This is a genomic window from Phocaeicola faecalis (genome assembly GCF_021730445.1).
Classification (GTDB): domain Bacteria; phylum Bacteroidota; class Bacteroidia; order Bacteroidales; family Bacteroidaceae; genus Phocaeicola; species Phocaeicola faecalis.
Genome location: NZ_JADNRM010000018.1, coordinates 84,057 through 99,597 on the forward strand (window position 1 = coordinate 84,057; position 15,541 = coordinate 99,597).

General features: G+C 44.4%; 9 protein-coding genes. 4 read left to right on the forward strand and 5 right to left on the reverse strand.

What is annotated here, in order from left to right:
• The first annotated feature begins 15 nt into the window (after positions 1-15).
• The 3 genes from IR173_RS15010 to IR173_RS15020 all read left to right on the forward strand — a co-directional run bounded on the left by IR173_RS15010 (position 16) and on the right by IR173_RS15020 (position 6,111).
• Positions 16-3,051 carry an efflux RND transporter permease subunit gene (locus tag IR173_RS15010; RefSeq protein WP_237040355.1) on the forward strand — a complete coding sequence of 1,012 codons (3,036 nt, stop codon included), beginning with the start codon at positions 16-18 and terminating at the stop codon, positions 3,049-3,051.
• Complete coding sequence (locus tag IR173_RS15015; RefSeq protein ID WP_237040356.1) at positions 3,048-4,367, forward strand: TolC family protein; 1,320 nt, start codon at positions 3,048-3,050, stop codon at positions 4,365-4,367. The genes IR173_RS15010 and IR173_RS15015 overlap by 4 nt, the downstream gene beginning before the upstream one ends.
• Before the next feature lie 88 nt (positions 4,368-4,455).
• Complete coding sequence (locus IR173_RS15020; protein ID WP_237040357.1) at positions 4,456-6,111, forward strand: amino acid permease; 1,656 nt, start codon at positions 4,456-4,458, stop codon at positions 6,109-6,111.
• A 237-nt stretch (positions 6,112-6,348) separates the two neighbouring features.
• Here the strand turns inward: IR173_RS15020 and IR173_RS15025 are convergent, their stop codons facing one another.
• Positions 6,349-7,992, reverse strand: a complete 1,644-nt coding sequence (locus IR173_RS15025; protein WP_237040358.1) for a fumarate hydratase — start codon at positions 7,990-7,992, stop codon at positions 6,349-6,351.
• A 141-nt stretch (positions 7,993-8,133) separates the two neighbouring features.
• Here IR173_RS15025 and IR173_RS15030 point away from each other — a divergent pair, with 141 nt between their 5' ends.
• Positions 8,134-10,044, forward strand: a complete 1,911-nt coding sequence (locus IR173_RS15030) for a CocE/NonD family hydrolase (RefSeq protein WP_237040359.1) — start codon at positions 8,134-8,136, stop codon at positions 10,042-10,044.
• A 173-nt stretch (positions 10,045-10,217) separates the two neighbouring features.
• Here IR173_RS15030 and IR173_RS15035 read toward each other — a convergent pair whose 3' ends face one another.
• The 4 genes from IR173_RS15035 to IR173_RS15050 all read right to left on the reverse strand — a co-directional run.
• On the reverse strand, positions 10,218-11,462 hold the full coding sequence (locus IR173_RS15035; protein WP_237040360.1) for a GTP-binding protein: 1,245 nt from the start codon (positions 11,460-11,462) through the stop codon (positions 10,218-10,220).
• Between the two features lie 50 nt (positions 11,463-11,512).
• Positions 11,513-13,498, reverse strand: coding sequence for a DUF4954 family protein (locus IR173_RS15040; protein ID WP_237040361.1), 1,986 nt, complete (start codon positions 13,496-13,498; stop codon positions 11,513-11,515).
• Between the two features lie 12 nt (positions 13,499-13,510).
• The gene (gene hflX, locus IR173_RS15045; protein ID WP_237040362.1) at positions 13,511-14,770 is read right to left on the reverse strand and encodes a GTPase HflX; all 1,260 of its coding nucleotides are present in this window, start codon (positions 14,768-14,770) and stop codon (positions 13,511-13,513) included.
• Positions 14,771-14,895: 125 nt separating this feature from the next.
• The coding region (locus IR173_RS15050; protein WP_237040363.1) for a M16 family metallopeptidase at positions 14,896-15,541 on the reverse strand (646 nt) is incomplete at its 5' end.

Here is a 15,541-nt window from a genome sequence, read left to right on the forward strand (position 1 = left end):
CAAAAAAATGCTTCTATGAATATATCCGAACTTAGTATTCGTAGGCCGGTGCTTGCTACCGTACTTACGATTATCATATTACTTTTCGGACTGATAGGCTACAACACACTGGGAGTTCGTGAATACCCATCTGTGGATAATCCTATCATCTCAGTTACTTGCAGCTATTCCGGTGCGAATGCAGATGTGATTGAGAACCAAATCACCGAACCTCTGGAACAGAACATCAATGGCATTCCCGGTATCCGTTCCCTGTCCAGTGTGAGCCAACAAGGGCAATGCCGCATCACGGTAGAGTTTGAATTATCTGTCGACCTTGAGACGGCAGCCAACGATGTGCGAGACAAAGTTTCCCGTGCACAACGCTATCTGCCGCGTGACTGCGACCCTCCTACCGTATCGAAAGCCGATGCCGATGCCGTTCCTATCTTGATGGTGGCTATCCAAAGCGACAGCCGTTCACTACTGGAACTCAGTGAAATAGCCGACTTAACGGTAAAAGAACAATTGCAAACCATATCGGATGTAAGCAGTGTTTCCATCTGGGGTGAGAAACGTTACTCTATGCGTCTGTGGCTTGACCCGACTAAAATGGCAGGTTACGGCATTACTCCGGTAGACGTAAAAAATGCAGTCACCAAAGAAAACATAGAGCTACCTTCCGGAAGTATCGAAGGAAACACTGTCGAACTGACTTTGCGTACAATGGGACAGATGCATACGGCTAAAGAATTCAATAATATTATATTGAAGGAAGTAAACGGCAATGTTATCCGTTTTAGCGATATCGGTTATGCCGAGCTCGGTCCTGCCGATATTAAAAGTTATATGAAAATGAACGGAGTCCCGATGGTGGGAGTTGTCGTGATTCCCCAACCGGGTGCCAACCACATAGAGATAGCCGATGCCGTATACCAACGTATGCAGCAAATGCAAAAAGACCTTCCCGAAGATGTGAAATACAGCTACGGCTTTGACAATACCAAATTCATACGCGCTTCCATTGACGAGGTAAAGACGACGGTATATGAAGCCTTCATACTGGTTATCATTATTATCTTCCTCTTCTTGCGCGATTGGCGCGTGACGTTGATTCCCTGTATCGTTATTCCGGTATCGCTTATCGGAGCTTTTTTCGTCATGTATATTGCCGGATTCTCCATTAACGTACTCACCATGCTGGCTGTCGTATTATCCGTTGGTTTGGTGGTGGACGATGCCATTGTAATGACCGAAAATATTTATATCCGAATTGAACGGGGAATGAAACCGTTCGAAGCAGGAATCGAAGGAGCAAAAGAAATATTCTTTGCCGTGATATCGACTACCATCACACTGGTTGCAGTTTTCCTCCCCATCGTGTTTATGGAAGGAACCAGTGGGCGCCTGTTCCGCGAGTTCAGTTTTGTTGTAGCCGGTTCGGTCATCATCTCCTCATTTGCCGCATTGACATTTACCCCGATGCTTGCCACCAAACTATTGGTGAAACGTGAGAAGCAGAGTTGGTTCTACCGAAAGACAGAACCGTTCTTTGAGGGTATGAACCGCATTTATGCCCGCTCATTGGATGCTTTCTTAAAAAAGCGTATGTTGGCTATCCCTATAACTCTATTGATGTTGATTGCCATCGGAATATTATGGAGTTATATTCCGGCAGAAATGGCACCGATGGAAGACCGTTCACAAATCAGCATTAATACCCGCGCAGCCGAAGGAGCCAGTTATGAATATATCCGCGATTACACCGAAGATATCAATAATCTGGTTGACTCTATCGTCCCTGATGCTGAATCGGTTACGGCACGTGTGTCAAGCGGTAGCGGTAATATCCGTATCACACTGAAAGACATAAAAGACCGCGATTACACCCAAATGGAAGTGGCCGAACGTATCTCAAAGGCTATCCGCAACAAAACAAAAGCCCGAGCCTTTGTCCAACAGCAATCTTCCTTTGGCGGACGCAGGGGAAGTATGCCTGTACAATATGTGCTGCAAGCCGTCAGCATTGAAAACTTGGAGAAAGTGTTACCCAAATTTCTAAGCAAAGTATACGATAACCCGACATTCCAAATGGCCGACGTCGACTTGAAATTCAGCAGTCCCGAAATGAGAGTCAATATCAACCGCGACAAAGCGGGAACAATGGGTGCCAGCGTGCGCGATATTGCAGAGACATTGCAATACGGCCTCAGCGGACAACGTATGGGCTACTTTTATATGAATGGAAAACAGTACGAGATTTTAGGGCAAATCAACCGTCAACAACGGAATAAACCTTCCAATATCAAGTCCATCTATATCCGAAACGACAAAGGAGAAATGATTCAGTTGGATAATCTGGTAGAATTCGTAGAGTCTGTAGCACCACCCAAACTTTACCACTACAACCGTTTTATCTCGGCTACCGTCTCTGCGGGACTTGCCGATGGAAAGACAATCGGACAAGGATTGGAAGAGATGGACAAGATTGCCTCCGAAACCTTGGATGACAGTTTTCGTACCGCACTTTCGGGCGATTCTAAAGATTATCGCGAAAGTTCGTCCAGCCTGATGTTTGCCTTTATACTGGCACTGATACTTATTTACCTCATTCTGGCGGCACAATTCGAAAGCTTCAAAGACCCGTTCATTATTATGCTGACAGTACCGTTGGCCATTGCGGGAGCACTTATCTTTATGTTTGCCGGCGGAATTACAATGAATATCTTCAGTCAAATCGGTATCATCATGCTGATTGGTCTGGTGGCAAAGAATGGTATCCTGATTGTAGAATTTGCCAATTTGAAGCAAGAATCGGGTGAAGACAAGATGGCGGCCATCCGAAATGCAGCCTTGCAGCGCCTTCGCCCCATCCTAATGACCAGTGTTTCCACCATATTGGGACTGATTCCTTTGGCTTTTGCAACCGGAGAAGGAACCAACCAACGTATCGCCATGGGTACGGCCGTTGTAGGCGGTATGCTTGTTTCCACTCTGCTCACCATGTACATCGTACCGGCTATTTATACTTATATTTCCACTAACCGAAAAGTTAAAACAGAAACCGTATGAAACGAATCATTATAACAATGTGTATCTGTCTGGCAGGAATAACCGGGATATATGCACAATACCCTTATACACTAAAGAAATGTCTGGAAGAAGGACTCGCCAATAACTATTCCATCCGCATCACCCGCAACGAAGAGCAAGTGAGCCACAACAATGCCACACTAGCCAATGCCGGTTATCTGCCTACACTCGATTTATCGGCAGGATATAGCGGTTCACTGGACAATACCGACAGTAAAAGCCGCAGCACCGGAAGCACCACCAGCGAACGCAATGTCTACGACCAAACCCTGCAAGCCGGACTGGACGTAAACTGGACACTCTTTGACGGATTTAACATCAGCACAACCTACAAGCAATTGAAGGAACTGGAACGGTTGGGAGAAACAAACACCCGCATCACGCTGGAGGATTTCATAGCCGGACTGACCGCCGAATATTACAACTACGTCCAACAAGAGATACGTTTGAAGAATTTCCTATATGCCGTATCACTGTCTAAAGAGCGTCTGCGTATCGTAGAAGAACGTTACCATATCGGTAACTTCTCCCGACTGGACTACCAGCAGGCAAAAGTAGACTTCAATGCCGACAGTGCACAATATATGAAACAACAAGAACTGGTGGTGACCTCCCGCATTAATCTGAATGAACTGATGGCTGTGCAAGAAGTCAACCGCCCCCTACGTCTCCATGATTCCATCATCACGGTCAATGACGTACTGAATTATGACGAACTGTGGTCTGCAACTCTGTCGACCAATGCCGGACTGCTCAGAGCAGACCAGAATACGACCATCGCCCAATTAGACTACCGGAAAGTATTGTCACGCAACTATCCTTATGTGAAACTGAAAGCCGGATATGGCTATACATTAAATAAATATGAGACTAACGCCACCAGCCGCAGAAGCAATTGGGGACTGAACGGAGGCATCACAGTAGGCATCAACTTATGGGACGGCAACCGACGCCGTGAGAAACGCAATGCCAGCCTTGCCATCCGCAATTCACAACTGGAACGCGAGCAACTGGAGCTGGGATTGAAGGCCGACCTAAGCAACTTATGGCAGGCCTACCGCAATAACTTGCGCCTGTTAAATCTGGAACGTCAAAATCTGGTTGCCGCCCGCGAGAACCATGAAATAGCCAAAGAGCGCTATCTGCTCGGCGACCTGTCAGGTATCGAAATGCGTGAAGCGCAAAAAAGTTTGCTCGATGCAGAAGAACGTATACTTTCAGCAGAATATGATACCAAGATATGCGAAATATCCCTGCTCCAAATAAGCGGTAAAATAACGAAATATCTCGAATAATCGTTATAGAGTTTACTGCGCGTTTGTATTTCAGGGCGGTAATCCGTACCTTTGCGCCCAATTATCACTAATTACGTTATAAAAAGATATGGGATTATTTATTAGAAAACCTTTTTCCATGCTTCAAGCCGAAGCAAACGAATCAGGCGAAAAGTCACTTAAAAGAGTATTAGGTGCATGGAGTTTGGTAGCATTGGGAGTAGGCGTGATTATCGGTGCGGGATTATTCTCCATCACAGGAACAGTAGCAGCAGGATATACCGGCCCTGCCATTACACTCTCTTTTGCCATTGCAGCCATTGGATGCTGTTTTGCCGGGCTATGCTATGCTGAATTTGCCTCGATGATACCCGTAGCTGGTAGTGCATATACCTATTCATACGCCACCATGGGAGAACTGATAGCATGGATAATCGGCTGGGACTTAGTTCTGGAATATACAGTAGCGGCCACCACGGTCAGCATCAGTTGGAGCAGATACCTTGTCGTTTTTCTCGAAGGAGTGGGAATCAACCTTCCGCACGCGCTCACAGCCTGCCCGTGGGACGGAGGCATTATCAATATTCCGGCTTTCCTTATCGTAGTACTGATGAGTATCTTCCTGATTAGAGGTACGGAAGGAAGTTCTATCTTCAACGGTTTCATCGTATTCCTGAAAGTAGCTGTCATACTCACTTTCGTGGTACTGGGCTGGAAATACATCAACGCAGAGAACTACACTCCTTACATTCCTGCCAACACAGGAACATTGGGAGAGTTCGGCTTGTCGGGTGTACTGCGTGGAGCCGCCATTGTATTTTTCGCCTTTCTCGGCTTTGATGCCGTAAGTACGGCCGCTCAAGAAACCAAGAACCCTAAACGGGATATGCCCATCGGGATACTCATGTCACTGTTAATCTGTACCATACTTTATATGGTCTTTGCCCATGTAATGACAGGAGTCGCCCACTACACCGACTTTGCCGGCCAACAAGGTATCGCACCTGTAGCCGTAGCCATCGACCACATGGGACATGCAGATGCAGCCGGCATCATTCATCCCGATTACCCATGGCTGAACCGCGCCATCGTACTCGCCATCCTTTTCGGTTATTGTTCTGTCATTATGGTTACTTTATTAGGGCAAAGCCGTGTCTTCCTCAGCATGAGCCGTGACGGATTATTGCCGCCTTTCTTCTCACATATCAATGAGAAATTCCGTACACCGGCACGCAGCAATCTGCTGTTCATGATTATTGTAGGATTGCTGGCCGCATTTGTTCCGGCACGCGTAGCCGGTGAGATGACCAGTATCGGGACTCTTTTTGCTTTTACCCTAGTTTGTGCAGCCGTTTTGATTGTCCGCAAAAGTATGCCTGAAGTGCATCGTGCCTTTAAGACACCCTTTGTGCCGGTAGTGCCTATTTTGGGAATCCTGACCTGCCTTTGCATGATGCTATTCCTTCCGGCGGATACCTGGATTCGATTGGTATTGTGGATGCTGATTGGTTTGGACATCTATGCCTGTTATGGAGTAAAACACAGCAAACTGGAGCAGCACATCCCCCGCCGACGCGGACTTACCATACTCAACATGATAGGTATTGCCTTATCTGTCTTATCCGTTATCACAGGGTTATGGCATCAGCAGACAGTAGGCTGGGACGAAGATAAAACTTTGCTTATTATCTCATTCGTCTTCGCTTTTACTCACTGTGCTTTCTATATGGTACGCATTTGGAGACAGACTTCCCAAAAGAAATAAAAAAAACAGAAGACGCAACGAATATCGTAAAGGCAGTTTCACCGCCATAAAAAGGAATGAGGGTGTGTCAAAACTAAACCGAGCTATCCCATCGTCAGCTGTAGGGGCAGGGTTTGCCTGCCCGAAGACACAAAGCAAACTGTTTTCGGGCGAGCGAACCTCGCCCCAACGAACGAAACGACAGCATTATCCACGTTTTGACACAACCCTATTGTTATTTATAAAAGAGTATATTGCTTATTTACAGTTACCCAAGCAACGCGGTTTCAACTGTTTGAAGAAATCGTTCCCCTTATCGTCTACCAAGATGAATGCAGGGAAATCTTCCACTTCAATCTTCCAAATGGCTTCCATACCCAGTTCAGGATATTCCACACATTCGATGCTCTTGATATTGTTTTGTGCAAGGATAGCAGCCGGTCCACCGATAGAGCCCAAATAGAAACCACCATGTTTCTTGCAAGCATCGGTTACTTGCTGGCTGCGATTACCTTTTGCCAACATAATCATGCTGCCTCCATGCTCTTGGAACAAGTCCACATACGGGTCCATACGTCCTGCAGTGGTGGGGCCCATAGAACCACACGCCATGCCTTCCGGTGTTTTAGCCGGACCAGCATAATAGATAGGATGGTCTTTAATATATTGAGGCAAATCTTCGCCGCGGTCCAAACGTTCTTTCAACTTAGCATGAGCAATATCACGGCCAACGATGATTGTTCCGTTCAATGAAAGGCGGGTAGCTACCGGATATTTAGTCAATTCTTTCAGGATATCCGCCATCGGCTGATTCAGGTCTATCTTTACAGCATCACCTTCACCTGCTTCGCGAAGTGCTGCCGGAATCAATTCACCCGGTTTGTCATCCATCTTTTCAATCCAGATACCGTCTTTGTTGATTTTACATTTAATATTACGGTCGGCAGAGCAAGATACCCCAAGCCCAATCGGACAAGAAGCACCATGACGGGGCAAACGGATAATACGAACATCGTGTGCCATATATTTACCACCAAACTGAGCTCCCAAACCAATCTTGTAAGCCTCTTCCAATACTTGCTTTTCAAGTTCTACGTCACGGAACGCACGTCCGTATTCATTACCCGTAGTGGGCAATTCATCATAATAATGAGTGGATGCCAATTTCACTGTCAGCAAGTTCTTTTCAGCCGATGTACCGCCAATTACGAATGCAATATGATAAGGAGGACAAGCAGCCGTGCCCAAAGTTTTCATCTTTTCTACCAAGAACGGTACCAAAGTAGCCGGATTCAGCACAGCCTTCGTTTCCTGATATAAATAAGTCTTATTGGCAGAACCGCCACCCTTAGTAACACAAAGGAAGTGATATTCCATGCCCTCAGTAGCCTCCAAGTCAATCTGTGCGGGCAAATTACATTTAGTATTCACCTCATCATACATATTCAGAGGAGCATTCTGAGAGTAACGCAGATTCTCTTCCGTATAAGTCTTATACACACCTTCAGAAAGAGCTTCCTCATCGCAATAACCAGTCCAAACCTGCTGGCCTTTCTCACCGTGGATGATAGCTGTACCGGTATCTTGGCAAAGCGGTAATTTACCTTTGGCAGAAACTTCCGCATTACGCAAGAAAGTCAAGGCTACATATTTATCATTGTCACTAGCTTCGGGATCGTTCAGAATCTTAGCAACCTGTTCGTTGTGCGAACGGCGGAGCAAGAACGAAACGTCGCGGAATGCAGCATTTGCCATTGCAGTCAAACCTTCTTTTGCAATCTTCAAGATAGGTTTTCCTTCAAACTCACTTACTGACACATAGTCCTTGGTCAGCAAATAATACTCAGTTTTGTCAGGTCCCAAATCGAACATGGGCTGATAGTGGAACGGAGGTGTTGCCATAATGATACTTATTTTAGTTAATTAGTTATTAGTGTCACAAAGGTAGCAACTATTATCGAAATTTTTCCTTAATTAGCGTAAAAACTTTCAGAGAATGTCCTTACCTTTGCCGACTCATTATTTAATAACCTAATATTATATATGGAAAGAACAGGCAAATTACTTTTTATCACTTCTTTATTTTTATGTCTTTTCGGTCTGAAAGGGTGGAGCCGCGACAGAGCCACCAACCAACCGGACAGTCTGGAACTCCGGCTCATGGAAATCTATACCAAGCGAGAAGTCATGATTCCGATGCGTGACGGAGTACAGCTCTACACTGCTATTTACGAACCAAAAGACAACAGTCGGAAACACCCCACACTGATGATGCGTACCCCTTATTCGTGCAGTCCATACGGAGAAAGATTTGACGATTATCTGAAAACCGCATTGAAAAAGTACGTGGACAACAACTACATCATTGTCTTTCAGGATGTACGCGGGCGCCATAAGAGCGAAGGGGACTTCGTGCAACTACGTCCGTTAAACAAAAATAGGAAGGGGAAAAAGAATAAGAAAAATATAGATGAATCCACCGATACTTATGACACCATCGAATGGTTGATTCATCATACTCACAGCAACGAGCGAGTGGGAACCTGGGGCATCAGCTATGAAGGTTTCTATGCCACCATGACCGCCTCATGCAATCATCCGGCATTAAAAGCCGTTTCACCGCAAGCACCGGTCACAGACTGGTTCAGAGGAGACGACCGCCATCACAATGGCGCATTTACCCTCCTGCAAACCACTAATTTTCTCCCCCGTCTGGAAGGTCGCAACATGGGAAAAGGTGTAATGCATCAGATTGTGAAAAACGATGTATATACTGATTTCCTGTCTATCGGCACATTTAAAGATATAGACAATCTGGTGAAAGATACGACTGAAACCATGTGGAACGATATCAAAAGCCATCCCAACTTCGACGAGTTCTGGAAAGAACGAGATGCACGTACCTCTTGCTACAATCTGAAACCGGCTATATTGGTAGTGGGAGGGCTGTATGATTCAGAGGATTGCTATGGTGCATGGAACTTATACAAAGCAATCAAAGAGCAGTCTCCCGAAACCGACCTTTATCTGACTTTCGGTCCTTGGTGGCATGGTGCTTGGACCCGCCGCAATTTCCAAAGTATCGGAAATGTCTATTTCGGCAAAAGTACTTCAGCTTATTATATGGATGAAATTCAGTATCCCTTCTTCCGTTATTTCTTGGAAGGGGAAGGAGAAAAACCCGAAAAGCGGGTAAACATATTCTATTCCGGTGAAAACGAATGGAAGACTTATGAAGAGTGGCCTGCAAAAGAAATGGTTCCGACTCCTTATTATATTCATGCCGACGGCTCAGTATCGACTCAGGCACCGACCGAAGAAAAATCGTATACAGAATATGTATCGGATATGTCACGACCGGTTCCTTATACAGCCAATCCGACTACTTACCGCACATTGGAATATATGATTGACGACCAACGTTTTGCCGCTTCACGCCCAGATGTCATTACCTTCATGACCGAACCGTTGCAAGATACACTCACATTGGCAGGCCCCATCGGGGTAGAGCTCATGACAGCCATAAGCAGCACCGACGCAGACTTCATGGTGAAAGTAATTGATGTTTACCCCGAAAGATTTGAATATCCACAAGAAATACGCAAACAACTGAAAAGCAACTATCCCATGAGCGGATTTCAGCAAATGGTCCGCGGCGAATTGTTCCGAGGACGTTTTCGGGAAGGGTTCGACACACCCAAACCTTTCAGGCCGGAAGAAATTACACAGGTCAACTATACGTTGTACGATGTAGCCCACTCTTTCCTGCCCGGACACAGGCTGATGATTCAAATCCAAAGTTCATGGTTCCCCATTATTGACCGCAACCCTCAGAAGTTCATAGACACTTATCATTGCGGAGTGGAGGATTTTGTGATGAAACAAAGCATTAAGATATTTCACCAGCAAGGCGCAGCAACTAGATTACTACTTCCGGTAGTAAAGAAGAAGTAGGACAGCAACAGGAGGAAGATTGTCCTACAGGCAAATATACTTATTTATAGAATCTGTTTTAGGCACAGAAAACATGGAACTTACGGAATAAGAAAAAATAATCCGTGTTTGTCCCTGAGTTCTGTGCCTAAAAGAAACTCTTAACAGTCTATTGAAGCATTCATCCTCCTATATTATTCCAGGCACTCATCTAAGTCACGTATCAACTGTTCCTTATCCAAATGCTGACCAATGAAGACAATCTTCTGCATACGATCACCGTATTTATCATCCCAATCACGCAGTAGGCCCGGTTCCTGACGCATCACTTCCATCAACTCCTCTTCCGGTGCCGTGGCATACCACAAGCCTGCTTCTTTCAGTTTCTTCTGCACACCGGCTTGTTCAAAAAGGAAAGACATATCAGGGTTATTGCTAAAATAGCATACACCTTTGGCACGGATGATATTGCGACTCCATTTGGTAGCAACAAAACGGTCGAACTTATGAATATCGAACGCAGGACGGCGGTAATAGACAAAAGTACCGATGCCGTATTCTTCCACTTCGCCGCCTTCGTGATGATGATGGTGATGATGGTGCTCATCATCGTGGCCTATGTGATGAGCGTTCTCTTCGTGTTCCTCTTCATGCTCTTCGTGATGATGATGGTGATGTTCATGTCTTTCGGCCTCTTGTTTCTGCTCTTCCGTAAGTGCTCCTTCTATTCCGCGCACCCAACCGGCAGAAGTGGCAGTATGCTCAAAGTCAAACTTTCCGGTATTAATAATCTTATCCAAACCAACCCCAGCATAATCACATTCTATTATTTCGGCAACCGATTGCAAAGTACGGATAATCTGCTTAATACGCTCCAATTCCTCACGCTTCACTTCCGAAGCCTTATTCAACAGGACAATATTACAGAATTCAATCTGCTGGATAATCAGATTTTCAATATCTTCTTCATCAATACCTTTACGAGTTAAATCATTGCCGCACGAAAACTCACTTTGCAAACGCAAGGCATCCACTACAGTCACAATGCAATCCAACCGACATGAACCATGTACAGCGTTCATCCCTGAAATAGAACAAATGGTCTGTGCAATAGGAGCCGGTTCGCAGACACCGCTTGCCTCAATGACAATATAATCAAAGCGTCCCAATTTCATAATGTCATCTATCTGCTCTACCAAATCCATCTTAAGGGTGCAGCAGATGCAACCATTCTGAAGTGCCACCAAACTATCGTCTTTCTTATCTACAATTCCACCTTTCTGAATTAAGTCAGCATCAATGTTCACCTCACCAATGTCATTGACTATAACTGCGAACTTGACACCACGCTTATTAGTGAGAATATGATTGACCAACGTCGTTTTTCCACTGCCCAAATAGCCGGTCAGCAGTAATATAGGTATTTCTTTTATTTTCATGCTAATTATTATTTTATTGTATTCACATTCAGAATCCTTCGCTTCTTTAGCTACAAAAAGCCAATACGTTCTATCAATTCATTGCCTAAAGCCGTCTTGACCTCGATATGCTGCAACACGGCAGTCACAAATGGGTTGCTTTCAAAGACACCGCGTACCTGCTCAAAGTCCTGTTCTTTTTCCTCTCGCGAACCATCTGCGCCAAATCCGGTCATGGCAGACAAAGAAAACTCTTTCTTGGCATCTGCATAAACCATTTTATCGAGTTCCACTACTGCTTCCTGCCATTGTTTCACAATAGCAACCACATCTTTAGCTGTAATGGTTTCGGATTGCAAATGGTAATATTCGAGCATCTTTCCATACGCCCAAGTCCACTCATAGGTATAATAGTTATGATGCATTTCTACAAAACGTTCATGTATTTGGTCTACATTAGTCAATACACCCGATTCTATATCTGCCATCAACTTTTCTATTTCACTCTTCGGAGCTATCAAGCCTGAGATATCCACCCATTCCCCTGTCCCTGTTTCTGTATCAGGAATTAATCGGGCACGGATTTCTTCATCACTTGCAAAATGCATCTCCTCCAAACGCTTAATCAAAGAATTACCCAAGAACTTATGAATGGCAAGTTCATAAAAACGAATACCATTATTTAAAGACGAGTTTTTAATTTTCGCACTTTGATAAGAATAAGTTTCAGAGGTCTCACCGGAAACCCTTCGCAATTCCTTCAGGATATCACGTCCCTTCATCATTTTCTGGATGGTATAAGGGCTTAAAAGATTATAATTGATTTGGTCTAAGCGATTCGAATCTTTCCGCTTGTCCCGCTTCGGCCATTTTTGGGCATCACGAATCGTTCCTACACTACGCAGATTTACCCCCGGCACTAAATAGGTAGTATTTTGCTGTTCTATCAAATAGGAAAAAGGAAGGTTGGACGTATCCGAATGATTCACATGACGCCCCATTACCAAAGAAAAAGCGCCGACTCTTGCCGGCCACAGAATATAAGAATCAGAAGTAGTCTTTGCTCCCCGTTCCATTGCTCCCTGATGGATTGGGCCCAATTTATACATGTGATTACTCTGATTAGAACCCGAACCTGCATTCATAAACGAGAACATGCCGGCAATAAGCAATGTGGATTTATGGTGGGTAACGGTAAACGGCCCTGCAAAGATGGCACAGGCTTCTCCGTTCTCTTCCTGACAATTGCTGAAAAACAATGAATCGGATGCAGAATAATTATGTCCCAAATGACAGGCTTGACCAATAAAACAACGAGTCAGCATGGTACCATCCTCTATACTGGAGCCACTAGACACAATAAAATCGTCGCAGACCACACCATATCCAATATGAATCGGAGCTGTCTCATTACTGTTCAAACTTCCATTCTTCAAACGTCCGGCCCCTTCTATCTTACAATAATTACCGATACGCACATTCTTTATATATCCGGCATCTACAATTGTTACATGGTGTCCGATAGAACCTGTCTCGGATGCATTCTCTTCCGCATATTTATCGATAATCGCTTTCATCCGGCAAATCAATTCGGGACGATGGCGGTACAGTGCCATAATATAAGATTGATGAGCCGACAAACGGTCATGAATAATTACTTCACGTCCTCCTGTCTCATTCAGAACAGCTACCTCCACCCCATTGCCGAACTTAGTCTTGCCGTCTACCAGTATAATATCGACATTTTCAATGAAAGTATAATCACCAATCACATAATTGGCTATGTAATTCTTAATATTCTCGATACAACAATTATCGCCCACTGTCACATTGTGCAACGTCGTATGAAACAAACCCGAATGTTTGCACATACCACCAGCAAGGATAAACTCCTCTTCAAAGACTCCCAACTTCACCTTTCCTGAGAAACGGGTATGGTAAATATAGTCGGTCTTAAAATTCTCTACTACTTCAACGTCCGCCCAATTGACAGCCGTACATGAGTGTTCTTTCAGTTGTTGTATTTCCTGCAGTGTCAGTGAACGATAAGTATTCATAACCGGTATATTTTATATCTCTGTTTCGTCATAAGTCTGATAAAGAAAATCATTATATGGATACTTTTGCACATGGAGTTCCCTCACCTTATTATATATGATATTCTTCAGTTCTTCCAAATTGGTTTTCTCTTTTGCCGAAATGAAAATACAATTATCATTTAATTTAGCCATCCACGTTTTCATCAATTCATCCAAAGTAATATTCTCCTTTGTTTTAGGAGTCAAATCATCTTCAGGCTTCTCAATATAAGTGTATGCATCAATTTTGTTAAACACAATCATGGTAGGCTTACCACCGGCACCTAAATCTGCAATGGTTTTATCTACTACTGCTATTTGTTCCTCGAAATCAGGATGCGAGATATCCACTACATGAATCAGCAAATCCGCTTCACGCACTTCATCCAATGTCGATTTAAAGGAATCGACCAAATCTGTCGGCAACTTACGGATAAACCCTACTGTATCCGTCAAAAGGAAGGGCAAGTTATCAATTATAACCTTACGCACAGTCGTATCCAAGGTAGCAAACAACTTGTTTTCTGCAAATACTTCACTTTTTGAAAGCAGATTCATCAATGTAGATTTTCCTACGTTGGTATATCCTACCAATGCCACACGTATCATTCGGCCACGGTTCTTCCGTTGAGTAGTCTTTTGCTTATCAATCTCCGCCAAACGCTCCTTCAATAGAGACATACGGTTCAAGATAATACGACGGTCCATTTCCAACTGTGTTTCACCCGGTCCGCGCAAACCTACAGAACCTTTTCCACCACCGGCACCAGAACCGCCACCCTGACGTTCCAAGTGTGTCCATAAGCGTTGCAGACGAGGAAGCATATATTTGTATTGGGCCAACTCCACTTGAGTTTTGGCATTTGCCGTTTGCGCACGCATGGCAAAAATATCAAGAATCAGCGAAGTACGATCAAGTATCTTCACCTTCAGTTCAGCCTCAATATTCCGTATCTGCTTTGCAGAAAGTTCATCATCAAAAATCACCATTCCGATTTCTCGTTCTTCCTCTTCCTCCTGATGAATATATTCTTTGATTTCTTCCAATTTCCCTTTACCAACATAAGTCACAGAGTTGGCAGACGGTAACTTTTGAGTATACCTCTTCACAACCGTCGCTCCTGCCGTTTCCGCCAAGAACTCCAATTCGTCCAAATACTCCATTGTCTTCCGTTCATCCTGAGTCTGTGTTATAAGACCTACCAGGATAGCCGTTTCAACTTGTGCTTCAGATATTACAAATTCTTTCATTTATCTATGATTATAAATAAGTTCGCGACAAATATAACAAAAAAAGAGGATGAACGTTGAACGTTCATCCTCTTTTTTATGATTCTTCTGAGATATGAATCCTCCTGTTTAATTCTATAAAAGCCCTAGAACATGGTATCTTTTTCATTAAACAGTTTTTTCTCATTCATTCTTATCACTTTTCCGAACTTTTTCAACGCCTCAACACTTATATCTTTGGGATTTCCCATAATTCCAATGACAATCGGCTTTCCCTTTATATTCTTCTGGTAATACTCCACAATATCGGGGAATGTCAGGGAATCAATCCGGGGCAGCTCCTCTTTGGCAGGATCATCCGTATAGCCCCTGCGTTTCCATTCCGCTATCTGGAGACTCAGGTTACGAGAGTCAGGATGACTGGTCAGGGCGGACTGACGCAGGTAACTCTTTATGTTGTCAATGCGTTCCGGACGCTCAGGCATATCCGTCAACAGTTTCATATATAAATCAACGGCATCGACCGCCTTGTCGTTCTGGGTACCGATATAACCGGAGAAATAAGTTTGTGCTCCCGGCAGTCCGCGCGAGGAGGCAAAACCGTAAGCGGTATACGCCATCGAGTTCTTTTCACGGATCTCATTCATTATCAATCCGCTGAAACCGCCACTGATATACTGGTTGAAAGCCTCACGCCTCACGTTCTCCTCCCGGTTATAATCCCCCATGGGAATATAGAAATAAATCTGGCTCTGCTGGGCATCAGTGTTGGGAAGGAAATAAACCGTATTC